Annotated in this window: 21 protein-coding genes; 15 read left to right on the forward strand and 6 right to left on the reverse strand. The window is 54.1% G+C overall.

Going from position 1 to position 26,135, the window contains the following annotated elements; all coding sequences use genetic code 11:
• Positions 1–10 precede the first annotated feature (10 nt).
• The 3 genes from ACTCIA_RS03860 to ACTCIA_RS03870 all read left to right on the forward strand — a co-directional run bounded on the left by ACTCIA_RS03860 (position 11) and on the right by ACTCIA_RS03870 (position 3,059).
• Entirely contained in the window at positions 11–1,924 is a 1,914-nt protein-coding gene (locus ACTCIA_RS03860; RefSeq protein WP_463000485.1) for a fumarate reductase/succinate dehydrogenase flavoprotein subunit, read from the forward strand.
• Positions 1,925–2,680 (forward strand): succinate dehydrogenase/fumarate reductase iron-sulfur subunit, encoded by a 756-nt coding sequence (locus ACTCIA_RS03865; protein WP_463000486.1) that lies wholly within the window; start codon positions 1,925–1,927, stop codon positions 2,678–2,680.
• Between the two features lie 100 nt (positions 2,681–2,780).
• On the forward strand, positions 2,781–3,059 hold the full coding sequence (locus ACTCIA_RS03870) for a hypothetical protein (protein WP_463000487.1): 279 nt from the start codon (positions 2,781–2,783) through the stop codon (positions 3,057–3,059).
• A 380-nt stretch (positions 3,060–3,439) separates the two neighbouring features.
• Here the strand turns inward: ACTCIA_RS03870 and ACTCIA_RS03875 are convergent, their stop codons facing one another.
• The gene (locus tag ACTCIA_RS03875; RefSeq protein ID WP_463000488.1) at positions 3,440–4,903 is read right to left on the reverse strand and encodes a 30S ribosomal protein S1; all 1,464 of its coding nucleotides are present in this window, start codon (positions 4,901–4,903) and stop codon (positions 3,440–3,442) included.
• 490 nt (positions 4,904–5,393) lie between these two features.
• Between ACTCIA_RS03875 and ACTCIA_RS03880 the strand changes: the two genes are divergently transcribed.
• From ACTCIA_RS03880 to ACTCIA_RS03930, 11 genes are all read left to right on the forward strand, one after another.
• Entirely contained in the window at positions 5,394–7,667 is a 2,274-nt protein-coding gene (locus ACTCIA_RS03880) for a hypothetical protein (protein WP_463000489.1), read from the forward strand.
• Positions 7,664–8,953, forward strand: coding sequence for a glycosyltransferase (locus ACTCIA_RS03885; protein WP_463000490.1), 1,290 nt, complete (start codon positions 7,664–7,666; stop codon positions 8,951–8,953). The genes ACTCIA_RS03880 and ACTCIA_RS03885 overlap by 4 nt, the downstream gene beginning before the upstream one ends.
• 31 nt (positions 8,954–8,984) lie before the next feature.
• Positions 8,985–9,950 carry a radical SAM protein gene (locus ACTCIA_RS03890; protein WP_463000491.1) on the forward strand — a complete coding sequence of 322 codons (966 nt, stop codon included), beginning with the start codon at positions 8,985–8,987 and terminating at the stop codon, positions 9,948–9,950.
• Positions 9,951–10,020: 70 nt separating this feature from the next.
• The gene (gene trhA, locus ACTCIA_RS03895) at positions 10,021–10,734 is read left to right on the forward strand and encodes a PAQR family membrane homeostasis protein TrhA (protein WP_463000492.1); all 714 of its coding nucleotides are present in this window, start codon (positions 10,021–10,023) and stop codon (positions 10,732–10,734) included.
• A gap of 388 nt (positions 10,735–11,122) precedes the next feature.
• The gene (locus ACTCIA_RS03900; protein ID WP_463000493.1) at positions 11,123–12,304 is read left to right on the forward strand and encodes a hypothetical protein; all 1,182 of its coding nucleotides are present in this window, start codon (positions 11,123–11,125) and stop codon (positions 12,302–12,304) included.
• Between the two features lie 49 nt (positions 12,305–12,353).
• Positions 12,354–13,856: a hypothetical protein gene (locus ACTCIA_RS03905; RefSeq protein WP_463000494.1), complete on the forward strand. Its 1,503-nt coding sequence runs from the start codon at positions 12,354–12,356 to the stop codon at positions 13,854–13,856.
• Positions 13,857–13,886: 30 nt separating this feature from the next.
• Complete coding sequence (locus tag ACTCIA_RS03910; protein WP_463000495.1) at positions 13,887–14,897, forward strand: hypothetical protein; 1,011 nt, start codon at positions 13,887–13,889, stop codon at positions 14,895–14,897.
• A gap of 36 nt (positions 14,898–14,933) precedes the next feature.
• Positions 14,934–17,621: a hypothetical protein gene (locus tag ACTCIA_RS03915; protein WP_463000496.1), complete on the forward strand. Its 2,688-nt coding sequence runs from the start codon at positions 14,934–14,936 to the stop codon at positions 17,619–17,621.
• Positions 17,622–17,663: 42 nt separating this feature from the next.
• Entirely contained in the window at positions 17,664–19,388 is a 1,725-nt protein-coding gene (locus tag ACTCIA_RS03920) for a hypothetical protein (protein ID WP_463000497.1), read from the forward strand.
• Between the two features lie 18 nt (positions 19,389–19,406).
• The gene (locus ACTCIA_RS03925) at positions 19,407–21,392 is read left to right on the forward strand and encodes a hypothetical protein (protein WP_463000498.1); all 1,986 of its coding nucleotides are present in this window, start codon (positions 19,407–19,409) and stop codon (positions 21,390–21,392) included.
• Positions 21,393–21,419: 27 nt separating this feature from the next.
• The gene (locus ACTCIA_RS03930; RefSeq protein WP_463000499.1) at positions 21,420–21,839 is read left to right on the forward strand and encodes a hypothetical protein; all 420 of its coding nucleotides are present in this window, start codon (positions 21,420–21,422) and stop codon (positions 21,837–21,839) included.
• Positions 21,840–21,877: 38 nt separating this feature from the next.
• On the opposite strand, the gene ACTCIA_RS03935 is transcribed toward ACTCIA_RS03930, so the two are convergent.
• The 5 genes from ACTCIA_RS03935 to ACTCIA_RS03955 form a co-directional block, all read right to left on the reverse strand.
• Complete coding sequence (locus ACTCIA_RS03935; RefSeq protein ID WP_463000500.1) at positions 21,878–22,576, reverse strand: hypothetical protein; 699 nt, start codon at positions 22,574–22,576, stop codon at positions 21,878–21,880.
• 34 nt (positions 22,577–22,610) lie between these two features.
• Positions 22,611–23,036, reverse strand: coding sequence for a PaaI family thioesterase (locus ACTCIA_RS03940; RefSeq protein WP_463000501.1), 426 nt, complete (start codon positions 23,034–23,036; stop codon positions 22,611–22,613).
• Positions 23,037–23,078: 42 nt separating this feature from the next.
• The gene (locus ACTCIA_RS03945) at positions 23,079–23,633 is read right to left on the reverse strand and encodes a 3D domain-containing protein (protein WP_463000502.1); all 555 of its coding nucleotides are present in this window, start codon (positions 23,631–23,633) and stop codon (positions 23,079–23,081) included.
• Between the two features lie 75 nt (positions 23,634–23,708).
• Positions 23,709–24,305, reverse strand: coding sequence for an AmmeMemoRadiSam system protein A (gene amrA, locus ACTCIA_RS03950; RefSeq protein ID WP_463000503.1), 597 nt, complete (start codon positions 24,303–24,305; stop codon positions 23,709–23,711).
• A gap of 65 nt (positions 24,306–24,370) precedes the next feature.
• Positions 24,371–24,619 (reverse strand): FmdB family zinc ribbon protein, encoded by a 249-nt coding sequence (locus tag ACTCIA_RS03955; protein WP_463000504.1) that lies wholly within the window; start codon positions 24,617–24,619, stop codon positions 24,371–24,373.
• Positions 24,620–25,264: 645 nt separating this feature from the next.
• Between ACTCIA_RS03955 and ACTCIA_RS03960 the strand changes: the two genes are divergently transcribed.
• Positions 25,265–26,077 carry a DUF3786 domain-containing protein gene (locus ACTCIA_RS03960; RefSeq protein WP_463000505.1) on the forward strand — a complete coding sequence of 271 codons (813 nt, stop codon included), beginning with the start codon at positions 25,265–25,267 and terminating at the stop codon, positions 26,075–26,077.
• Positions 26,078–26,135 lie beyond the last annotated feature (58 nt).

The following is a 26,135-nucleotide window of genomic DNA, read 5'->3' on the forward strand; positions in this document are numbered from 1 at the left end:
GGGGTGGTACATGACACTTGAATCCAAAATACCGGCCGGGCCCTTGCAGGACAAGTGGGACCGGCATCGTTTCGAGCTCAAGCTGGTCAACCCGGCCAACAAAAAGAAATTCAACATCATTGTTGTGGGCACGGGGCTGGCCGGGGCGTCGGCTGCGGCAACGCTTGCCGAGCTGGGCTATAACGTCAAAAATTTCTGCATCCAGGATTCTCCCAGAAGGGCCCACAGCATTGCGGCCCAGGGCGGAATCAATGCAGCCAAAAATTACGCCAATGACGGTGACAGCATTTGGCGGCTGTTTTATGACACGGTCAAGGGCGGCGATTTCCGGGCCAGGGAGGCCAATGTCTACCGTCTGGCCCAGCTCAGCGTCAACATCATCGACCAGTGCGTGGCCCAGGGTGTCCCTTTTGCCCGGGAATACGGCGGGCTGCTCGACAACCGCTCCTTTGGCGGCGCCCAGGTGTCACGCACATTCTACGCCAAGGGCCAGACCGGCCAGCAATTGCTGCTCGGGGCCTACAGTTCGCTCATGCGCCAGGTCAATGCCGGAAAGGTGGAGATTCTTCCCAGGCGCGAGATGCTGGATGTGGTGCTTGTAGACGGAAAGGCCCGGGGCATTGTGGTGCGCAACCTGGTTACCGGAGAACTGGAATCCCACAGCGCCCACGCGGTGGTGCTGGCGACCGGCGGCTATGGAAACGCCTATTTCCTCTCCACAAATGCCATGTCGTCAAATGTCACGGCTGCATACCGGTGCTATAAAAAAGGGGCGCATTTTGCCAACCCCTGCTTTACCCAGATTCATCCCACCTGCATTCCCGTGCACGGCACCTACCAGTCCAAGCTCACGCTCATGAGCGAAAGCCTGAGAAATGACGGCCGGGTCTGGGTGCCCAAAGAACCCGGGGACAACCGGCCGCCTGGCCAGATCCCCGAATCTGAGCGGGATTATTACCTGGAGCGCAAGTACCCGAGCTTCGGCAACCTGGTGCCAAGGGATGTGGCCTCACGAAATGCCAAGGAGCAGTGTGACATGGGCAAGGGCGTGGGCGAAACCGGCCTTGCCGTGTACCTTGATTTTGCCGATGCCATCGCCAGAGACGGCCGGGATGTGATTGCCGGCAAATACGGTAATCTGTTTGAAATGTATGAAAAAATTACCGGAGAAGATCCCTATCAGACGCCCATGAAGATCTATCCGGCCGTGCACTATACCATGGGCGGCCTGTGGGTGGATTATAACCTGATGACCACCATTGACGGGCTGTTTGCCCTGGGCGAGGCCAATTTTTCCGATCACGGGGCCAACCGCCTGGGCGCCAGCGCCCTGATGCAGGGGCTGGCAGACGGCTATTTTATCATTCCCTATACCATCGGCGGCTATCTGGCCGGCACGAAACTGCCGGAGGTGGATGCCTCGGCCCCGGAATTTGCGGAATCCAGGTCGCAGATCCAGTCCCAGGTGGACAAGCTGCTTTCCGTGTCCGGAAAACGCACAGTGGCGGATTTTCACAGGACCCTGGGAAATATTCTGTGGGATTATTGCGGCATTGCCAAGGAGGAAGAAAGCCTGAAAAAAGCCAAGCAGATGATCGCCGAGCTGCGGGCGGAGTTCTGGGAAAACGTTACCGTGCCCGGAGATGCGGCTGATTTCAACCAGGCCCTGGAAAATGCGGGCCGGGTGGCGGATTTCATGGAATTCGGCGAGCTGATGGTCACAGACGCCCTGGAGCGCAAGGAGTCCTGCGGGTGCCATTTTAACACGGCCTACCAGACAGAGGACCATGAGGCACTGCGCGATGATGACAACTACTGCCACGTATCGGTATGGCAATACACGGGCGCGGATTCAGATCCCGTACTGCACACCGAGCCTCTTGAATTTGAAAACGTGGAACTGACCCAGAGGAGCTACAAGTAAATGAGTACCCAAACCATTGACCTGACCCTCAAGGTCTGGCGTCAGCATAAAAACAATCCCCGGGGATCTTTGGAAACCTATCCGGCCAAAGGCATTTCAACAGACATGTCGTTTCTGGAAATGCTCGATGTTGTCAACGAGCAACTCACCGCAGAGGGCATCGAACCCATTGCCTTTGATCATGACTGTCGGGAGGGCATCTGCGGGATGTGCGGGGCTGTTGTCAACGGCCGGGCCCACGGGCACATGCCCGAGACCACCCTGTGTCAGTTGCACATGCGGCATTTCAAAAACGGGGATACCATCGTGATCGAACCCTGGCGGGCCCGGGCCTTTCCTGTGATCAAGGATCTTGTGGTGGACCGAAACGCCCTGGACAAGATCATCCAGGCCGGCGGCTATATTTCCATTAACGCCGGCGGCCCCCAGGACGGCAATGCCATCCCCGTCCCAAGAGACAATGCGGAAAAAGCCTTTAATGCTGCAGCCTGCATCGGCTGCGGGGCGTGCGTGGCCGCATGCCCCAATGCCTCGGCCATGCTGTTTGCCGGGGCCAAGATCTCCCATCTGGCGCTTTTGCCCCAGGGCCGCCCAGAGGCCAAAAAGCGGGCCCTGTCCATGGTGCGGGCCATGGATACGCTGGGATTCGGCAATTGCTCAAACGAGGCCGAATGCGAGGCCGAGTGTCCCAAGGGCATTTCCATCCGGGAAATCGCCCGGATGAACCGGGAGTTTATCAAGGCGGCATTGTCCTAGATTTGTATTTTCCCCAAAGCCGTGTTATAGACCTGAAAATGTGGATAAAAGAGTTCTTTTTTGATCAATGTGAATCAATACGCGGCTTTGGGGAGGAATCATGAAAACAATCAAGTGGCTGGGGGTGCTTTCATTTCTCGGTGGTCTGGTGCTTGTGGGATTTCAGGGAATCGCCTCGATCATGGACGAGGGGCAGACGTTTTACAACCACACTCTGGCAAGTGTGTTCGGGCATGACGCCTTTGCCTGGATCGAAAACTTTCCGGTCGCTTTTTTGAGAAGTTATCTGGATTCTTTGGTTACAGCGCCGCTCTACATTGTTCTGCTTGGTGCAGGAGTACTGTTGCTGGTGATCAACGGTTTGTTTGCCAAGAGCTGATGGCACCGTAAACAGCTTTTTACCGCGTCCGCTGTTGTTGCAGGAAGGAAGCCCTGTGGTCGGGCTCAGTTTTTTCGCTCCTGATCGTTTTTGCGGATTTATCAAATGCCTTTGCTTAAAATTTACAAACTCGCTCTGCAGGCCTCAAACAGTTTGAAATTTTTATGCAAAAACGCTCAATGTCGCTTCAAAAACCGATCCCGCCCCTGGGCTTCCTTGGGAGTGTTTCCCCAAGGCCGCAGCCCAGGACCGCGCTATACTTAGAAGAAGTTCTGAAAGGAATATAACAGGCAATCAGTAAAGAAATAACTTCTTGATTTTACTTAACACTTAATCACTTAAAACTTAACACTGCCTGTAAAAAGCTTTTTACAGGCTCATCATTTTTTGGATTTCAAGGCAGCCTTGAGTTTTTCTCCCAGATCGCCCATGCCGGAATCGGTCTGGGCGGTTTTTTTAAAGGACTGCCAATCGCCTTTATCCGCAGCGTCTGCCGGGGCAAGCGAGATTTTGCGGTCTGCGGCGTGAATGGCTTCAATGGTTACAGCGATGGGATCATCGACTTTTAAGCCCTCGATCTGTCTGGCATTGGGGGCGTTATTGATTTTGGATACAGGCAGCAGTCCCACCACACCAGGCTCTATGGACACGAAATAACCGAAGGATTCCTTTTTCTCAATGGTGCCGGTGACCTGCTGGCCGGGTTTGTACCGGTTTTCTATATTGATCCAGGGATCGCCTTCCGCATCTTTCATGCTCAGAGAAATCCGGCGTTTTTCCGGGTCAATGCCCTTGATCATCACAGCCACGTGCTGGCCCGGCGATACCTCGTCTTCTGCCTTTAGCACGCGCTTTTTATAGCTCATTTCACTGATGTGCACCAAGCCCTCCACGCCCGGGGCGATTTCCACAAATGCCCCGAAATCCGCACACCGGGTGACCATACCGTCAACCTTGTCGCCAAGGCTGAATTTTTGGGAAATATCCTGCCAGGGATCACCGGCGGCCTGCTTCATGGATAGCGAAATTCGGCCCGTCTGGCCCGGTTTTTCCGGCTCCCGGATATCAAGGATCTTGACGCGCACCGGATCTCCGGCAGACACGGCATCTTCAGGCTTTTCGAGTCTGGACCAGGAAATCTCGGATATGTGGACCATGCCCTCCACCCCGGCGGTAAGTTCCACAAATGCCCCATAGGGCATCAGCCGGGTGACCCGTCCGTCAACGATATCGCCAACGGACACGGTCTTGAGAAACTGTTCTCTTTGTTCGGCCATGTGGCGCTCAAGCAGTTCCCGGCGGGAGACCACGATGTTTCGGCCCCTTTCCTCGATACGGGTGATGAGAAAATCGTATTCCCCGCCCACATAATCCTCCGGGGTTTCCACATAGGTCACATCCATCTGGCTGACCGGGCAGAAAGCGGTTTTTCCGGAAACATTGACCCGGAACCCGCCCTTGCAGGTTTCAGTGACCTTGCCCTGGACCGGTACCTTGGCGCGCTGGGCTTCATAGAGCTGGTGGATGCCGCTTTCCGCGGTCATGCTTTTCGAAAGCCGGATTTCGCTGTCATCTTTTGATACCACGTAAAGGGTGAGCGGATCGCCCAGGCTGTAAGGGAAATTGCCTTCCTTGTCCGTGAGTTCGGATTTGGCCGCCACCCCGTCGATCTTGGTGCCGGTGCTGACAAACACACTGTCTTGTCCAATGGCGATGATCTCGCCGGTGATCTGTTCGCCGATGTGCAGATCGTCTTTCATTTCGCTCATGTAGGATTCAAACAGATCCGCAAAGCTTTCTTCTTCATCAGATCCGTTTTCTTCCGGGATGTCATTTTCGGACATGGTTTTTGCTCCAGCAAATCAGTCTATAAATCAGTAGCTGCGATTCTCAAAGTTTGCCGCATCTAATGTCTCAGCCGATATCGCGCATAGCCGACCATGGCTCAACATCGGCTTCCTTGTATCTGCGGCAAACTTGAAAATCTCTCAGTTCAGTTTAAAGCAACGTTAAAAAGCCGCCTTTAATACCTTGGTCCCGGGGTTTGGCCCTGGGAAGGGCTTCCTTCCTGACAAGCATCAAGCCATGTAAAAGGCTTTTTGCGATACTGTCACGGTTTACGCCCCGGTGCTTTTCTGTCACAATAGCACAATTGTTATCCCGGATAAAGTCTATTGCATAGTTTCCGGGGGTGTCGTTTCCATTTCATACTTTATGGCGTGTTTGCAAGAGGCCGATGATTTCAACAAACACTCCGACCCATTGAAAACCGGCCGGCTGTGCATTATTTTATTTGTTTAAGTCCATTGCAATTTTTATAAACAAGGAGTTTTCATGTTCACGCGATGGGTACCCTGGAAATTTATCATTAAGCGGGCAGCCAAACGATTTGGCGTTATCGATCCGATCAAGCTGGCCGCGCAGGTGCGGCGGTTTTCCCAGCCCTCGGAGGTCCAGGAGCCGATTGAATTGCTGCGGGCCGGCATTATCTTCCACGCCCGGGGCCTGGTCAACACCAAGGCCATTCAGTACAACCTGGACTGGATCTGGCCTTACTGGGTCCAGCGGCAGTTCAATCCATCGGATTATTCCTTTATCCCTCGGGGGTTTGCCTTCAGCCACGTCAATCTTACCCATCGCAACTGGACCGCTGTGGGCCATCCCGACCTGCAGGTCTATCCCATCATGGATCCCAGGGGCCTGGTCACACCGTTGTATGACGGCTGGTCCGTGGACTGCTGGATCATTGACGCAAACGGCAGAACACTGCTTCCCTCGGCGCTGGAGAATTCAAACCAGCATCTGGATATGGATGAAAACACCTTAAAGCTCGTGCATCAGTGCAGTGAAAAAGGAATGGACCTGGAAACCGGCCTGCGGATGGAAACCCAAAACAGTTCCGGGTATGCGCAGATTGATTACACCGGGCAGTCTGCACCCGGAGGATGGCTGGTTGTGACCCTGCGGCCCTATAATCCTGAAGGCATTCAGTTTGTTGAATCCATTGAATTTCAGAATCATGCCCGGCCATTCTGGCTGGTGAACCGTCATACCAGGGTTTATATGGATCAGGTGCCGGACAAGGTTTTGTTTTCTGATTATGGCGAGGGAGATGTGTTTGGCAAATGGGCGGATGTGGCCTCCAATGTCAAACGGGTCAAATGCAGCGTAGGCATGGCCACTTCTGCTGCGTTTTTCCGCTTAGAGGAAAATCAGGCGCGCCGCATCCGGGTGTCAGTGGACCTGGAAAAGGATATGCCGCCGGCTTCCGAGCGCCGGAAAATCACCATGCGCTCATGGCAGGAGCATCTTTCGGATACGGCCCGGCTGCGGGTCCCGGATGAAAAAATTCAGTTTTTGTATGACACCGCCGTTCGCTCTTTGCTGCTTTTGTCCGCGGGTGATCCGGTTCCGGGTCCGTATACCTATAACCGGTTCTGGTTCCGGGATGCCTGCTTGATGTTAAACGCCATGATGAGCGCCAACATGTGCGAACGAAGCCGCATCCGGATCGACCGGTTTCCCCAGCGGCAGCGCAGGAGTGGATATTTCCGGTCCCAGGAGGGTGAATGGGACTCTAACGGCCAGGTGCTGTGGATCATGAACCGGTACCTGGAACTCAGCGGTACACGGCCGCCAAAGACCTGGCTGGATTCGGTTCTCAAGGCCGCGGAATGGATCCAGGAAAAACGGGCGCCCAAAAGTCCGGGCATACGACACGGCGGGCTGCTGCCGGCGGGGTTCAGCGCCGAGCACCTGGGACCCAATGATTATTATTACTGGGATGATTTCTGGGGTCTGGCCGGGCTTAAGGCGGCATCAAAGATGGCCGGACAGTTTCACAGCCCTTCCATGGCAGACCGGTTTAACCGGTTTTACCAGGATTTTTACAAGTGCATATTCGGAAGCATTGCCGCCATTCCCGAGGCCAAAAGCAAAAACGCCATCCCGGCCTCGCCGTACCGGCGAATGGATGCCGGGGCCATTGGATCGCTTGTGGCTGATTATCCCCTTCAGATCACCCCTGCGGCTGAGCCCCGGATTATGGAAACCGTGGAGTACCTCATGAATGACTGTTTTCATAAGGGGGCGTTTTTTCAGGACATGATTCATTCCGGAATCAATGCGTATCTCACCCTGGATATTGCCCAGAGCCTGCTTCGGGCCGGAGATCCGCGCTATAAGGACCTGATCGAAAAAGTGGCTGAACTGGCCACATCCACCGGCCAGTGGCCCGAGGCCATCCACCCCCACACCCTGGGCGGTTGCATGGGCGACGGTCAGCACGGCTGGGCTGCGGCCGAATGGGTGGTTATGATTCGCAACCTGTTTGTGCGCGAAGAAGAAAATCATCTGATCATTGGTTCGGGAATTTTCAGGCAATGGCTTTCTGGAAACGAGCCATTGTTTTTTGGCCCCACACCCACCCCTCACGGACCTGTGAGCGTGACCCTGACCCCGGGGCAGGGCTGCCTTGAAGTGCAGATCAACGGGCAGTGGCGAAGCGGGTGTCCGGATATATCCGTTCAGGTGCCCGGCTATGAGAACGCAGCCGTGGAAGCCGGATCCCAGGACAATGAAATGCATATCAAGGTGTGGGAAAAATGAACATCTGCATGTTCACCAATACCTATCTGCCCCATGTGGGGGGCGTGGCCCGGTCGGTTTCCCTGTTTGAAACCGACCTGAGAAAACTCGGCCGTGAGGTGCTTATCGTGGCCCCCACGTTTCCGGACAAAAAACCCGGCCGGGAAAAGACTTCCCGGGTACTTCGGGTCCCGGCCATCCAGAATTTCAACGGCAGTGATTTCTCCGTGAGCATCCCGATTCCCTTTATCATTGATGAGGAAATCGATGCATTTGCTCCGAACATCATCCACAGCCACCATCCGTTTCTGCTCGGGGATGCGGCCATGAGAACGGCATACCGCCGGGGCCTGCCCCTGGTGTTTACCCATCATACCCTCTATGAGCAGTACACCCATTATGTTTCCTCCCAGTCGCCGACCATGAAGAAATTTGTGATCCAAATGACAACAGCCTATGCCAATATGTGCACCCATGTGGTGGCCCCGAGCCAGAGCATTGCAGACCTGCTAAAGCAGCGAGGGGTCAAAACACCGGTTACATCCATTCCCACGGGAGTGGATTTCGAGGCATTTCAGGATGGCAGCGGCAAACAATTCCGAAAAGAATTCAGCATTCCGCAAAATGCCCGTGTGATCGGTCATTTGGGGCGGCTGGCCAGGGAGAAAAACCTGTCTTTTCTGACCCGGGCGGTGGCCGCCTACATGAAGCAGGATACCCGGGCATGGTTCGTGGTGGTGGGCGACGGCCCGGAAAAAAAGCAAATGGAGAAGGCTTTGGCCGGACAGGGCTTGGGCGACCGCCTGGTGATGGCCGGCAAGCAGACCGGGGATGCACTGGTCAATGCCTACCATGCCATGGATCTGTTTGTATTTTCCTCCAAGTCCGAAACCCAGGGCATGGTTGTCACAGAGGCCATGGCCGCGGGCAATCCCGTGGTGGCCCTGGATGCCTCGGGTGTGCGCGAAGTGGTCAGAGACGAACACAACGGCCGTCTGCTGGATGAAAATGCTGACCCTGAGACCTTTGCCCAGGCCATTGGCCGGTGTTTTGCAGAAAATGGCCGGCTGCAGGTATATTCCGAAAATGCTCTGGAGACGGCAAGAGAGTTTGACCGGATGCATTGCGCGCAAAAGCTCTCAGAGCTCTACACCCACATCAGCCGGCTGCCGGCTGCGAAAAAGCAGAAGATCAATGACGATCTGTTTGGCAACTGGGAGGAAATGCTCAAGGCGGTGCGCATAGAATGGGATATGCTTTACAGCAAGCTCAATGCCGTGGCCAAGACACTGGATTTTCTGAAATAAACCCACATTTTCCAAAAAGGATGCGTCCGCTTTGCCAAGAGATCAAAAACTACCGGATTCACTTGTTTACGGGCCCGTGCCTTCCCGCCGCCTGGGGCTGTCTCTGGGGGTGGATATCGTGCCGTACAAAACCTGCACATATGACTGCATTTACTGCCAGATCGGCCGCACACGCCAGACCACTGTTACCCGGCGGCCATATATTGAAAAAGACCGTATCCTGGCAGAACTTCAAACCCGTCTGGATGCCGGGGCGAGACCGGATTACATCACTGTGGGCGGCTCCGGGGAACCGACTCTGAACAGCGAAATTGGCGCCATTATCCGGGAAATCCGTCGGATCTCGACTTTTCCGGTGGCCGTGCTCACAAACGGTTCTTTTTTGGGGGATACAGCCGTCCAAAAGGACCTGCAGGCCGCAGACGTGGTGCTGCCTTCGTTTGACGGTCATGATGCAGAAAGTTTTCAGCGTATCAACCGCCCCCATGCAGATATTTCATTTGAAAAAATGGTCTCCGGCCTGGCCGGGTTCCGGAAACAATATGCCGGCCGGATCTGGCTTGAGATTTTCATTGTTTCGGGTATCAATGATAAAAAAGAGGCCATGGAGGCCTTAAATCCCCATTTGGCTGATATTGATCCGGACCGCATTCATTTAAATACCGCTGTCCGGCCGCCTGCGGAAAAATATGCCGCCCAGGTTCCCGCAGACAGGCTTCAGGCCCTGGCCGAAGTTTTGGGACCAAAGGCCGAAGTCATTGCTGAATTTGCCCACACACATACATCCGCCCCGGAAAAAGATATGGAAGCCGAGATTCTGGACATGCTGTTGCGCCGGCCGTGCACGGCTGCTGATATTGCAGGCGGCATGGCCATGGACCCGCAAACAGTTGCCGATAAAATGGCGCAATTGACCGCCGCAGGTTTTGTGGAGATCCGCAAATCCGGCGATCAGATTTATTATTTCCGGCCCGGCCGTCAGGCAGACCAGCCCTGAGCGCCCCCGGCCGGCCGGAAAAACAATTGCCGGTTCGCTTTTGCAATGGGTTTGTGATATGGGTATTGCCATGAATTTGATCAAGCCAGTTCAAAGAAATCCCGTTGAAAGTTCCGGCAAAGGGGATGCTCCAGACCGGACCGGCGGCCGGCGCTACTCTTTTGCCGAGGAACTGGCCAATTCGGTCACCCATGGCATCGGCGCGGTGCTAAGCATTGCCGCCCTGGCGGTGCTGCTGTTTCTCGCCTGCAAAAGCGGCGATTTGTGGCATATGGTCGGGTTTGGCGTTTACGGGTTCTGCCTGCTGATGCTTTATCTGTCTTCCGCGCTTTACCATGCGGTTTCCGGCACCCGGATAAAAACCCTGTTTCGCAGGCTGGATCATGCCTCGATTTTTCTGTTGATCGCCGGCACCTATACCCCGGTGCTGTTGATTGCCATGCGCGGTCCCTGGGGCTGGAGTCTGCTTGCGCTGATCTGGACCATGGCAGCGGCCGGACTCATTTACGAGCTGATATATCTGGGCCGGCACAAGTTTGTCAGCCTCACCATTTACCTGGCCATGGGCTGGCTGGCCATTGTCGCCATTAAACCCATGATTGCCATACTCCCTCATGGATTGCTCTATTGGGTGGTCTTTGGCGGGCTTGTCTATACCGCAGGCGTGGTCTTTTACGTATCCAAATGCCTGCCGTTTAATCATGCCATCTGGCATTTGTTTGTCCTGGGCGGTTCCACCCTGCATTTTATCGGCATTCTGATCCATCTCACACCGCTTTCCTGAGCCCGGCCGCCGGGCTTCCTTCCTGACAAACATCGGACGCAGCAAAAAGCTTTTTACGGAAGAACAAAATCCGTTGTTTTCCCGTTTCTCCGTTATTTTGCATGGATTTTGCGCTGTAGGCGATTTTACGACTAAAATGAGCGAGTAAATCGCATTTAAGCCTTTACATCGGGGTTGAAGCTTAGTATACAATTTTCTATCATAAAAAATAATCCTCGCACCTATCCCGTTTTTGCCCACCCGAGTGACAGGGAGATGGAAAATGAAAAACCAAGTCTTTTTTCGGCCTTTTTTCCTTTTTTTTCTTTTATTGATCATTGCAGCCCCATTACCTGCCCAGGTATCAGAAACCTCTTCAGAATCAGAAGCACAGCAGCAGGAGAGCGGAGTGCTCGATGGCCTTCTCAAAACTTTGGGGGATGCGGCCCAGGATTCCCTGGAGCAGGAGGTTGAAGAATTCATCGGAACCTATGAAGGCCGCATCGGTGAAGTCAAATTGCTGGAAAGGCGCGGCAATGCAATTGTTCTGCAAGTCGATTATGAAGATGTCAAACGCAGGGACGGGGTTTATGTCCAGGGCGATGTGCTGCGCTGGGGACAACCCCTGGAAGGATTTTCCAGCACCCTGTCGCCCATAGAAGACAAAAAGGGGGCGGTGATTCTCAAAATCGGCCGGGATTCGCAGGCGGATGCGACCGGGTGGGATACCGGTTCTGAGGAAATTATGTCTGATCAGATTCTTTTATACCTGGTCCGCAAAACAGATCCGGATCGCCCTTTTGGCAGCCTGGTCTATGATTTTCAAAAAAAATGGACAGACAGCAGTGAGATTGAATCTGCTGAAGCACAAGCCGCCGGGCCGCCTGATTCCGAAGAGGCCATTGAACTGGCCGAAGATGAAACCGCAGAAAACACCCAGGCCGGCGCCGCCGGGCCCAGACCCCTGGAAACCGGGGCCGTGTTAAGGCCCGTTCAAACCGCGCAAATCGATCCATCACCAACCGAAAAAGTTGCACAGCATGCCGGAACAGCCGGCAAGACAAACCTGCCGGCCCGGAAAATATCAATTCCCCTGGTTACCGAATATAATTTTTTTGCTCATGCCAACAAAGCCGCATGGAAAAGCGCGGCAGGGCAACTGCCGTTTCCGGGCTCAGACAGCGACAAACGGGGGTTTGCAAGAACCCTGAAAAACGGCACCATTTATCCGGACAACAAGGCGGCCAATCTTTTGCAAACCCACCCGCAATGGGTTGACCGCGGATGGATACAGGGGCGTTTTCCGATGATGAAACTCGGCGGCAACGTGATGTTTAAAAGCACCGGTGCGCTGCTCAAGGGCGCGGAAAGCTCAGACGGGGTTGTGATGACGGTTTTGGTTGTATCCGCGGACAACAAGTCCCGCAGGGTGCTTCGCAAACGCATTACAAAAAGACAATATACCCCCCTGGAAGCAGACCTGTCGGCCTGGGCGGGCAAGCCTGTCCACATTGTTTTGCGTGCTCAGTCCGGCCAAAGCAGCAACCAGGACTGGGCGGTTTGGGTCAATCCCCGGCTGGTGAGCCAATAAGCCGGCCTATGTCTTAACAGCGCTATTTTTCAGGCAGGGAGATGCGTCCATGCGAAAATTGCTGATCATCGTGTTTTGTATAAGCCTCGGTGCAGCTGCCGCCCGGGCCGGGGAGCAATCCCCGGTTGTCAACAAGCGCCTTTTTCAAATAAATCCAAAACCCGCTGAAACAGACCGGTCCGCGCCGTCCCTTCAATATCAGCCGGTCACCGCGGTGCGGATCCAAAAACCGGTTTTTAAAAACCTGAAAAATCTCAGGCCGATCATACCCGAGGAAGCCGTTGAGCAACCCCAGGGGCCCGACCCTTCGGCTGCTTTGGATTTAAGCGATATCATCGATGATCCCGCCCTGCTGGCCGACCTGGGGGTTGTCTGCGGCTGGGACAGCCATTTGCTATTTCAGGACAAGGCAGCCGCCCATGTCTTTTATTACATTCCCCGGGCTTTTCTGCTCAAACGCGATGCAGACGGCTACCGGTTCAATGTTCAGTACAATTCCCAGGCAGAGGCCGGGCAGCCTTCGGTGATGATCACAGCCGAACTCCAGGCGCCGCATCAGACAGGTGATATTCATCTGCTCAAGTCCATTCTGCGCCAGGCCTTTGATCTCAAGCCCACGGACCCACTGAGCGTCAAGGCGCTGCCCGGTCTCGGGGCCACGGCGGATCTGCAGGCCCTTTCCACCGGCCTGACCCTGCCGCCGGAACGGATCCATTTGGAGCCGCCCGGACATTTAAAGCAAGTGTTCCGGCTCACCCTTTCCCTGACCCAGGATGAAACCGAGGAGGTTCTGGCCCAGATTGCCCATGGCGGCTTGGTGGGCCGCCTCAATGTTGTGGTTGAACAAGTGCGGATTCCGGTTCCCATCCGCATTCAGTATACCCGGTTTGCCGGCCCCCGTTTAAAGGGGTTTGACCAATGGGCCCGGGGCAATCCCATTGCATCGCTGGAAAATGTAACCCATTTTCCCATGGCCCTGGCGGCTGTCAATGCCTATCGCCTGGAAAACGGCAGGCTGGAGCGGCTTTCCAAAAAACTCAAGCCCGTTCAAATTGATCCGGGAGCTGAAAAATCCCTGAAGCTTCCGGCCGCTGAAGCGCTTTTGGGCGACAACCTCATGGTGGCCTGGATGGATTTGGATTTTGACAGCAATTGTGCGCCATGCCTTGAGACAATTGATCAGAACATCAGAAAAGGCGTGGCCCTGGCTCCCGGAAGCCTGATTCATCTGGAGGCCATTCCCGGGGTCTTTGATCAGTTCAGTGTGTATAAGCTCATTGTCCATGTCCAGTCTCCTTATTTCACAGCCCGGGCTTCTGCGGTTCAGAAAAAGGAAATCACCCTGACCGCTGATGACAATATCAATGAAAATCTCATGCTCTATATTCCTGCAGATAAAGGCGGGGATCCGCTGTTGTACAAATACCGTCTCGAAGCTGTCACACAGGCCGGGCAAACCCGGATGGCGCCGCAATGGGAGGACGGTAGAAAACTCACCCAGTTTTTCGGTTCCAGCCAGGTGGAAGCGTTGTTTAACGGCCCGATCCAGTAATCCGGGGGTGGGAATCTGAAAGCAAAAGCTTTGAAATACCTGCTGACAGCAGCGGCTCTATGCTTGTGGCCGGTGGCTGTATGCATGGGCGCGCCGGATCTGGATTATTTTACAGACATCCGGGATGTGCGGATTTACCGGGATCACCAAAATCATTCCAGATGGTATATCACGCCGGCCATGCCTGTTTTGGGCAGGCAAAAAGACGGCACCCCGGATTACAGCCTGGCCCTTTACCGCTATCTTGGGCGCAAGGGCACAAGTGATTCCGGGGATTTTTGGGTGCGGGGCGTGCTGACATTGGGCATTGAGCACAGCCGAAAACCCCAAATCCTGCCGGAAATGCGCAAAGAACTCCGCTCCAGGGGGTTTTCCAGTCCGGAAATCAGAAGCATGCCGATTTCCAAAACCCGGATTACCCTGATGTTTGCCGGTGGACAAAACTTTGGAACCTACAATACCAGGTGGACAGGCGGTGCGCTGGTGCTCCCCCTGGATGCCCGGGATGCCGAGATTCTATGGGATGCCGTGGCAGCCGGCCAGACCCAGGTGAGCGTGTCCATTGACGAGACCCTGACCGGGGTGCGCAAAAAACAGGACCAATGGGAGCCCGACGCAGTCGCGCAAAACCGGGTTGTGGCGGTTGAAATGGATATTGCCGCTCATCCGGACCATTTTCAGCGTACCGATCTCGGGGCGAGAATGAAAAAGGGCTATACCGGCCTGGATGTGTTCTGTTTTGATTTTGTGGAAAACCTGGAGGAAAACCTTTATGCCAAGATCGTGGAGGTGGCCATCCCCACAGCCGGGCGGGATCTGGTGGAGTCCGTGACATTCAGGACCGGCAGTGATTACCGCGGGCGCATCGCGTTTAAGCTGGCAAAAGACCTGGACCAGCCCTATCGCTACAGAATTTCGAGAATTTATAAAGACGGCAGCAAAAAAACCGGACAATGGCGGCAAAAAACCGGGGAAGCGCTACTGGATATCACCGCCTATCAAAACAGGACAGAGGAGAACCAAGAAACAGAAGAACAATGACGGCATCCGCGATTTGCCGGAAAAGAGGGGGGCAAGGTGTCAATTTTTCGAAAACTGTTTTTGTTTGCAGCCTTTGCGTTATGCATGTGCATCTTTTGTGCTCATGCGGCGGCCCAGGAAATTTTGCTGGATAAAATGGAAACCTGCGGAGATTTGATCTGTTATCCAAGCCTGGATTCCCCGGAGCGGTTTTACTATCTTCCGGATCAGCCCGGACTGGCCTATAAAAACGGCCGGCCCCAGTTTTCCTTCCTCAAATACGCCCGGACCCGGAAGACAGGCGAAGCCGGCACAGGACAAGCTTCGGGCGGCGGCATTCTTCATTTTCTCGTGACCTACGGTGCCTCTGATGAGCGCGTCCGCCAGGCAGAAAATGATCTGCGTCAGCGGCACCCGGATGCTGTTTTGGCGGGTCCGATTGCGTATCGCAACGGAAGCTTTGCCCTGGTTACTTCTTTTCAGCAGGAAAATCAACAAACCACCCGCACGGTGGCAGTGGGCAAAGCCCCTTTGATGGAAGGACAGAAGACCGCTGTATCCATGGCCCTGACCCGGCAAGGGGCGGAACTGCTGTGGGAAAGCTTCCAAAGCGACACACCCGATATCTCCCTGGTTTTTGACATGGAATTTGCCGGAATCCGGCAGCCCTATGAGGCAACCCTGGAGGCGGACTGGAAAAGGGTCAGCAAGCATGACCGCATCAATGCCGGATTCAAGTACAAATGGTTCGGCGCGGACGTGGATATTCTGCTCCAGGAGCTGCGACAGACAGGCGCGGTTAAAATCACCACCAGGGGTGAAAATAAAAACATGGACCAGATCATCCAGAGTGCCAATGAGAAGCTGCTGAAAGTGATGTTTGATCCTGCGCCCGCAGATGATTTAAAGAAAGCCGCAGCTCAAAAAAACAGCTATGACAGCCTGAATCAGGCGGTAGAGCTGCTCAAAAGCGCGGCCGGCACGAAACAATCCGGAAAGAGCGCGAGTCTGGTAAATCCGCAACTCATCCACAGGCCGGCCGGTGATGGAGCTGCCCACCCACCCGCGTCTTTCTGGCAGACGGTTTATCAGGCACTTTTCCCTTCAGCCTGTGCCGATACATTTAAAGATCAGGCCAAGGCTGCCTATCAAAAGGGATGCGCCCATTACAGCAAAGAAGCGTATCCGCAGGCGCTTGAAGCTTTCCGGAAAGGCGCGGACATCTATGCCAAAAGCGCGGTTGCAGAATCTAAGAGAAAAGCCGATTTTTTGTTCAGCATAGGCCTGTGTCTGCTCCAAATGGAACGCTATGAATCCGCCATTGATCCCTTCGGACAGGCCGCAGATATTTATGGCCATGACAGCAAGGACGGAAAAAATGCACTGGAAGAAATGCGGAATGCAAAGATGCTGGCAGGAACTGACGCTGACGGCGGCACGGCAGCACCGGGCCAGAGTGAAACTTCTGAAGCAAGCGCCGTAGCACAGGCAGCCACTGAACAAGATGCCGGCCATGCCTATACGCGTGCCCGCCGGCTTTATGAAAACGCCCGAAAGAACGGCTTTCCGAACGAAGACACCCGGGCCGCCCTCACGGCTTACGAGACCTATCAAAAAAATCATGAGCCCACCGGCAGCCGGGCCGATGAAATCAAGGGCCGCATCCGCATGCTGCGCCAGCGTCTGGGGAAAAAGGCGGACGGCCCCGCCGCATCGGATGCCGAAACCACTGCCAGGGCCGCCTCTGCCCAGCTGCCGGAGAATCCGGGAGATGCATCCGGAGAAAAGGCCACAAAAAAAAGCACTTCAGCAGAATCCGACAAAAAATCGGAGGCCGGGGACAAGGGTAAAGACAAGCCCATAGCCAAAAAAGAGGCGGCTGCAAAAAATGCAGATAAAAAAACGGCCGCACAAAAAAACCGTGCCAGTGGCGCACCGGGTTTTTCCCTGGTGGCCTCCTATGAAATGAAGCGCATAAAGCGATCCGGCAAGATGGTCTATGAGATGAATCATTTTCGAACCGAGAACCAGGCCTTTGCCATGGCTGAAAATATCGGGGCCATCTATGCCCGATACGGCAACGATCCCCGGGTGTTTCGGGCCGTTACAATCGATGATCCGGTTTTTAAACAGCGGGAAGTCCTGGTGACGCTCGATGGCCAGGATGCCGCCACTTTTACCAAGTATATGAATTTCGTTACGGTAAAAATGAAAAAGCGCCACCAGGCAGGCGATGTAACCACAGATGAGGTGGTTATCACACCCGAAAGATTCAATGATTCGGGCAACCATTTTTCCATGACCTATGGATGGAAAAACGATTCTGATCGCGAAGCCTGGCTGAATTACAAATACCAGGCCATCTGGTCCTTTCACGGCGGGGTGGAACTCCGGACCCCGTGGAAGGAAACCGACAGCCCCATGCTGGCTCTGGCCCCGCCCCACCGCTACAGGACAATTACCATCGAGGGCGACGGCAGCCGCCTGACAAAGGCGGATGTACGTCATGGGGTAATCACCCTGAAATGCAGAATCGGGGATCATTATGTGACCCGGCAGGCCACGATCCGAAATAAAGGGCCGGCGCCATCCATGATCCTCGATATTCCCGAAGACCCGGACAATCCCGAAACCCGCATGGCCGTCACCTGGTATCTCACAGGAAGCAGAAAGATTCCAACTGCAGAAAGAAAACTGGAAGGCGATATCATCTATTGGGATGAACTTCCCGGGGGAGGCATTTAAACAATGATGATTTTCAAAAAACTCTCAATTTCGGTATGTTGTTTGGTTCTTGTTTTGATCGGCGGGTCTGCGTGGGCGCTGGTCAATTATGAAGCCGGCCGGATGGAAATCAACGGGATTTTGCTGCTCCAGGATGCCGGTAATCCGGATGTTTATTATTATCTGCCCACTGTTCCCAGGGTATCGGAAAAAAAAAACGGTGCCCTGGAGATTTCCCTGGTGAAGTTCGTGGATCCCAAAGGCGAGACCAGCGGCGGGCTTTTGCACATGCTCATGACATTCTCCCTGCCTGCAGATGAACGCGCAGCCCTTGAAAACGCCCTTAAACAAAAAAGACCAAAAGCCCGCCTGGCCGGGCCGGTGCCCCTGAATCAGCAGGAAGAGGGAAGTTTTTCCATTGTTTCCGGGACCCTTTCAGACGAAGGGTTTACCCGGAGCTTGATCAGCAGCGGCCGGGCCCCGGTTACCCCGGGTTCCAGGGCCGCGGTGGCCGCCACCCTGTCGCCCCACGGGGCGACCTTGTTGTGGGAATCGTTAAACAAACCCACCTCGGATGTATCCGTTGCCCTGCGGACCTATTACGAGGCCTCGCTGCCGTCTTTTGAGGCCCGAATCAGTGCGGATGTGAGCACGGTTTATGAACATTTCTCAAAGGTTTTCAACCGGCAGGACAATTATGCCAGACGTCAGATCCGGGATATCATGGATGAGCTGGTCCGCACCGGTACCGTTAATGTGGAGATCTTTGACAGGCTTCCGGAGGATACCGCCAACAAGGCCATGCAAAGCCTGGTGGACCTGGCCACCACCAAATTGACTGAAATTATTTTTGACCAGGAAACCGGGTTTACCGCAATTCCGGAAAAGGAAGAAGCCGTTGAATCCGGCCAGATAAAGGGCCGTCAGAAAAAGGGATGGCTGGCCAGGGTGTTCACCGGTACGGGCAACCAGAAATATTACACGGATAATCAGTATGTGCTCAAAAAACGAACCGATATCAACCGGGCCACTTTCAATATCAATTTAAACCGGCGGGCCGTGATTCGGGTGCCTGTGGACACGGCAGGAAATATATCGGGCCTGTACAGGGAATTCGGGGAAAACCCGGAAATGTTTCGGGTGGTCAACCTGGCGGATCCGGCCTTTGAAAAACGGGAGGTCTTTTTCCGTATTGACGGCAACTTTTCCGGCGTTTTTGAGGATATCATGAATTTTGCCGGGGTTTCTGTGATCAAGCAGTATCCGGATCACGCCGTTGCTGCCGGGGAACTGATATTTACCCGGGAGGATATCCGGCAGGGACGACTCAGCAAATCCTGGCGCTACGCCCGGCTGGGGCAAAAAGAGGAGGCATGGCTGGATTACGGGTATCGCACCACCTGGAGCATCAGGGGCCAGCACCAGATCAAGAATCCGGGGAACCCGGATGAATGGCACAGCAGCAGTGATCCCATCATCACCATTGCCCCGCCCCTTGACCGGATGGATCTGGAAGTGGATGCGGACCGTTTTCTTTTCGAAGACGCAGGGATCCGAAGCGCTACCCTGGAAGTCCGCTACCCGGTCTTTGGCGAGAAGGTTAAAAAACGCCTGGCCGTAATGCGGGTCACGGATGCCGAGTCCGTGTCCGGCCACGTGCTTTTCCATGATCCGCAAGCAGCCGTTGATTACCGGATCAACTGGTACCCGTCCGGCGGCCGGCCCATTAAGGGCGACTGGCAGCCCCTGGATGAAACCTATCTGGTTTTGATACCGCCTGAACTATAATTTAAGGAGGATATAATAATGATCCGATTCAAGCAGGTGGCAATGGTCGCAGTGCTCATCCTGTGTATGGCGGCCGGAGCCGCTATGGCCGGTGCCGGCAGCACAACCGGTGCAGATCCGGAACCTGTATACAAATTCAAACCCAAAGCCATCCGCCCGGCGCTCACCATTCCCTCATCAGAAACCGTCCGGAAGGTGGGCGGGATCCAGTACGGCCGCCACCGGGATATCAAGCTCAAGGACGGCACCACTGTCCGGTGTTTCCCCGAAGCCACCCGGGATCCGGCAAAAACCAGCAAAACTTATTATTACCTGCCCACCAACCCGCAAATATCCAGGCATGCCGACGGCACGCCGAAATTTTCCCTGATCCGTTTCGTGACCGATAAAACCAAGGCCGAAGGCGGGGCCGAGGGTGCTGTGCTCCATTTTCTCGTTGAATACGGCCTGGATAAAACCCAGCAGCAGGCAGTGGAAAAAGCACTGCAAAAGCAGGTCAAGGGTGCCCGGCTAAAAGGTGCTGTGCCTTTGGAAATTGGCGCGGAAGGCAACAGCTTCAACGTGGTCTCTGCCGTATTGGGCGATGAGGCGTTTACCTCCACGCTGATCACCTCCGGAAAGGCGCCGGTGATGGAGGGTCAGCAGGTGGCCGTGGCCGCCCGGCTGGATGCCCACGGCGCCACCCTCCTGGCGGAAAGCTTCAAGCAGCCCACTTCCCAGGTATCGGTTGTCTTTGACCTCAAGTACGTGGTCAAACTGCCGGCCTATGACGTCAAGGTCAAGATCAACTATGACAAATACCACGCAATCGAGTCCCAATACAGCCACGAACGGGAAAAATCCACTGATGAAAGCCGTTACTGGGATCCCAAGTGGTACAACGCCCTCAACATAAGCACGAGAAAAACCACGATGCTCACTGAAAAGGAAAAACACCAGATGCTGGATTTCCTGGAAGAGACCGGGGTGGTGAGTTTTGATTACGTCCAGCACGTGCCTGACAGCGACAAGGAGATCGTTGAAAGCGGCCTGCACAAGATCGTCCTGGAATCCTTTTTTGACATGCAGAAAAGACTGGGTCAGCCCTCGGAGGAAGAATTGTTAAGCGATGATGAGCAGATGGCAACAGACAAGGACGCTGTTGCCCAAAGACGCAAGGAGGCCGCAAAGCACAATAAGTACCAGTACACGGTGTTTCAGCGAAAAGAGATCCGCCGGAAATCCACGCAGACCCTGAACCTCAAAAAGGTCATGGCCCGGTATGAGCACTATTCCATGACCGGCAACGTGGGTGCATGGTATGAAAAATATAAGGATGATTCAAAACTCGTCACCGAAGTCAATCTGGATGATCCTTTTTTTCAGCGGCGGGAGATGCGCTTTATCATTGACAACGAGGCCTATGACATATTCAATGAAATGGTCAATTACGCCACGGTCCAGGTACGTGTGCCCCGCAAAGATCAGCGGCCATTTATTGATGAGCTCACCATTGACCGGAAATATCTGGAAAAAAACGGGCAGACCGCGACCCTGACTTATGCCCGGATGGGCGATGATGCCCAGACCTATGATTATGCCGTGCAATGGAGTCTGCGGGGCGGGCATCTCTATCCCCCGAAGCCCGACTGGACAGAGGGAGAACTCATGGCCGTGACCCTGGCCGCCCCTGTGCGTCCCCGCACCCTGGAAGCTGAAGCCGACCTGGGGGAACTGGAACAAATGGGTATTGCACGGGCGGTTGTCGAGCTTCAGTACACCCGGTTTGGAAGGCAGCATACTGACAGCAGGGCACTGGCCCTTTCCCCGGCTGAAGGAGAGCCCCTGGTCAACAAGGTGATATATCAGGATGCAAACAGTGACAAACTTTCTTATCGCGTGACTTACTATCACAAAAAACTGGGCCGGCTTTCGGGCAGCACCTGGCGGCCGGTGGTGGGAAATTACATTTTCTGCGCCCCTTCGGAAACGATTTTACAAAAAATTCAATCTGCGATGAACTGATAACAATTGGATAAAAAGGGAGAAATCATGATGAAACGGCTGATGCTGGTGTTGTGTTCCATGCTGCTGGTCTTTGGTTCCGCATGCGGCGGCGAGTACAGTGATGTGGTGGATGTGCAGAAGGATTTTATTGATTTGTCAGCGGATTATAATTCCGACATGGAAAAGGCCGATTCGGCTGAAAGTGTTGCCGCGGCCATGAATGCGTATGCAAAAGGGCTGGAATCCCTGGCCCCGCGCATCAAAGAGATCAATGAAAAATACCCTGAACTCCGGGACCCGGAGCAGATGCCCGAAGAAGTCAAGCAGACTGCAGAAGAGCAGGCCGAGGTCATGCAGAAGGTCAGCAGCAGCTTTATGAAAGCCATGCCCTATATGAACGAGGCCGCTGTGCAGGAGGCCCAGCAGCGGATCATGGCTGCCATGCAGGGCATGGGCTCGCAATAGCTTCCAACATGGTCTGAAACTGAGCGAATTTAAGGGCCTCAGGGCTTAAGACGGATCCGGAGGTGGCCGTCCTGCACCCGGAAATCTTCAACACCTGCGGCAAAGGTGGACCAGAAGCCTTTTTCATTGCCGAACTCACGCACAAGGTCCACGTTTTTTAAATTTCCCATCCAGGCATTGGGCAGGGGTACTCCCCAGATACTCATGCCCCGGATTTTGACAACAGGTTTGGCGTCGGTATAACCCAGCTCCACACCTGCGGTAATTTTTACGGTTTTGCCGCCCAGAAGCGGGAAATCCGGGTCCAGGGGGATCAGCAGTTTTATGCTGGCCATGTCCCGGCTAAAATCAAATGCCAGCTTGTCTGCCAGGTTGGTGTTTTTGGCGATCAAAGCGTTGAATTCCCTTTGGGTAAAAACGATCTGCCGGCTGCCGGGATCTTCGGTATATGGCTCCGGGGTTACGGGCGCAGCTTGCTCCCGGGCGGGTTTTTTTGATGTTTGTCCGGGGGATGCGGCATTGAGCCGGTTGATTTTTTCGTTGAGCACCTTTTCCTCCTTGGGGCTCAATGTTACAGGCGTGAATTCTGAGGGAAAAAACACGTACCGGATGACAAGGGCAGTGCCAACAGCGGAAAGCACCGCCACTGCCACGACAATTGCGATCAATTTGAGCCGGCTGCGGGATTTGGGCCTTTGATCCGCAAGCCGGCCCGGAGCTTGCCTCTGTTCATCCATTTGCCTGGAACCTCAATTCAAAATGTTGTTGTCCCTAAGCTGAGTCCGGGACCGCCATCAGGGTGACAATCGCCTTGGACACCAGTTTTTCCCGGTTTTGGAGAATTGAAAACAGCTCTGATTCCGCCGCAATAATCCGCCGTCCCTGGTGAATGATTTTAGATCGGCACACCACTGTATCGCCTGTGACCGGTTTGAAGTAATTGATTTTCAGTTCAATGGTCAGTATGGAAACATCTTCGGCCACCACGGTGTAGGCGGCGTATCCTGCGGTGTGATCGGCCATGGTGGCCAGCACCCCGGCGTGGACAAAGCCTTCACGCTGGCCGTGCTCCGGGCCGACGGTCAGTTTTACCTCAAAACGGCCGGTATCAACATTGACCACCTCTATGCCGCAGTGGGCCGGAAAACCCTGTCTGTAATCCTGCTTTAAAAATTCAAAGCGTTTTTTATTCTCCATTGCCGTGGCTGCACTTTTTATTAAGGTTTCGGGTTTTTTTTGTTATTTGGGATAAATGGTGACATTGATTTTTTTCCTGCCCCATTGCAGGGCCTCTGCATGGGAGCGGTAAAAAATGTCCAAACGCCGGGGGCCTTTGATGGCGCTGCCCCGGTCTTCCACCACTCCGTATCCGTATCCGGGCACAAACATGCGCGTGCCAAAGGGATAATACCGCGTATCTGCGGCAATGGTGCCGTCTTCGGGCAGAAGCAGCCACGGGAAAAACACGATGCGCACCGGTATCATCCAGGGATGGGTAAGGCTGTCTCCGGAAAAAAGTCCGGGCTGGGGCTCACGGGGTTTGGTGCCGCTTGCGGTCAGTCCCGTGTAAGGCCGGCCGGCCCTGGGGCCATATGAGATGTATTTGTTCCAGACATCGAGCTTCAGGCATTTCCAGGAACCCCGCTCCCATCCGCAGCACTGGCCGCAGCCGCAGTAGGCGGTCACCTCCATGGTTTTGACCCGGTGTTTGCTGCCGCATCCGGCAGTCATCACCACAACCGCCGCTATAAGCAAAACCAGAAGGTAAACAGGCTGAAATTTTTTCTCGGACATGGACGAATTTTTCCTCCTTTTTTCCCCGCAGACCTGCAATCCGGGCAAAACACCAGCCCGGGAAGCCGCTTTTGTTTACCTGGGCTCTTCAAAATACCGGACCTGGTAGGTCAGCACCTCGATATCGCCTTTTTGCCAGGCATCTGCGGGCAGCCCGGCTTTCATGCACAATTGCTCCAGAAAGGTTTTTTTGTCCGGGAGCTGTTCCCAGACCTGGGGGAGAAACGTGGAGCTGTAAGGTCCTTTTCGGAGAATCACGCCGTCCACATGGGGACGGAGCTTGTCAAGCAGGTCCCGGCCGTCCTTGTAATTCAGGGGTTTGGGTTCTGTGAGCAGGCTGACCTCGATTTGGATTTTTTCAAACTCCTGCTTTGACAAGGGAGCAAAGCGCGGATCCTGAAATGCGGCGTTGACAGCGTTGTCCTGCACAGCGCTGATCAGGGGCTTGTCCGGCAGAAGATTTCCGATACACCCCCGGAGCTGATCATTGATTTTTAGGGTCACGAAAGTGCCCCGGCGGCTTTCAAACGCGGTATCCCGGGATGCGGCGTCCAGATCCGTTGAAGGTTTGTAAGACAGGCCGAGACGATCGGCAATGGTTTTTCTGGCGATTTCAAGCAGGATTTCACCTTTTTTTTCGTCAAACTGCCGGCTTTGATGTTCCTCTGTCATGGCTGCCTCTTTGTATATGCCATTATGATTGGCTGTAATGGTTGCGCGCTGGATCCCGGTCACCGCTACCGCGACGGACCGGGCAGATCAATGGTGGCGCATGTGTTGCCCGAGGCGCAGGTCTTGGACGACACTTGCGGTTTGGCGCCTTTTTCGCCTCCCATGCAGCAGCCCACCCGACTGATCACCCGCTCCAGGGTTTCACAGCCGCAGGCCTTGCATTTCATTTCCACTTGTTCGGAATCATTTCCGGCACCGAGGATAAATTCCTGGATGTCTCCGCACTGGACGCACTTGAATTCATATATGGGCATAATAATGGTTTCCTTTCTTTTATATGATTTTGGCTGGTTTTAAGCCGGTTTTTTTAAAAACAATGTTTAATGCTGCCGTAAAAAGCTTTTTACCGCGTCCGCTGTTGTTGCAGGAAGGAAGCCCTGCGGCCGGGGTCAGTTTTTTCGCTCCTGACCGTTTTTGCGGAGTCATCAAATGCCTTGGCTTATAATTTACAAACCCGGTCTGTCGGCCTCAAACCGTTTGAAATTTTACGCAAAAACGCTCAATGTCGCTTTAAAAACAGCCCCCGCCCTTGGGCTTCCTTGGAAGTCCGAAAACTGGCATAATCGCTAAACAATAAAAGAATAACTTCTTGATTTTACTTAACACTTAATCACTTAAAACTTAACACTGCTTATAAAAAAGCCTTTTTATAAGCTTATGAAAAAAGATATCAAAAAGCGTCGGGGCTGTCCAGGATTTCAGCAGGGGTTTTGGCAGGTTGTTTGCGGTGGCTGGAAAAGCCGGAGCTCGGGATTTACGGGCGATGCCGGTCAAAGCCGGGCAGCGTGGATGCATTTGCCAAAAAAATGTTTATAGTATGTATTCCTTTGAGTATATACCGACAATTTAAAGCCGATAAAAATTAAGAATCAGAACCAGTGCAAAAGGAGCATGAATTTATGTCCCAACCTGCAAGTCCCATGGAGATTTACAAGCTGTTAAACAAATCCAACTGCCGTCATTGCAATGAAAAAACCTGCATGGCCTTTGCTGCGGCAGTGTTTACGGGAAAAAGAAGTTTGTCCGAGTGTCCTTACGTGGAGGCCGACGCTGTTGCGGCATTTGAAAATCAAAACAATGCCGCTCAACAGTCAAACGGCAATGGTGCTGAAGTCGATGATGCCGTGGAAGAGCTTCGGGAGCAGGTGCGCCAAACCGACCTGGAAGAAGCCGCCCGGCGCCTGGGCGCCCGTTTTGAAAAAGGCCGCATCATTGTTAAGGTCATGGGCAAGGATTTTGCCGTGGACGGCAACGGCCGGATTTCCACCCAGATTCATGTCAATCCCTGGGTGACCGTGCCGGTGTTTGATTATATTGTCAACGCAAAGGGCACGCCCCCCACAGGCCAGTGGGTGCCGCTTCGGGAGCTTAAGGGCGGACGTGAGCGCGAGGGCCTGTTTGACCAGCGCTGCACCAAACCCTTAAAAAGCATTGCAGACAACTATACGGATTTTTTCAATGACATGCTCGACGTGTTTGACGGCAAACGCACCGAAACCCGGTTTGATGCCGATACCGCGGTGGTGATGTATCCCCTGGCCAAAGCCCCCCTGCTGTTTTGCTACTGGGAGCCTGAGGAGGAGATGGCATCGAATCTGCAGATATTTTTTGACAAGTGCGTGGAAGACAACTTAAGCATCGGCTCTGTCTACACCCTGGGCGCGGGTCTGGCCCACATGTTTGAAAAATTTTCCCTGAAGCATACAGCCTGATATCAAGTAAAATTGATGGCACCGTAAAAGTCCAATATCTGCGTTACGCGCAATTTCT

Source organism: Desulfosalsimonas sp., assembly GCF_055149105.1.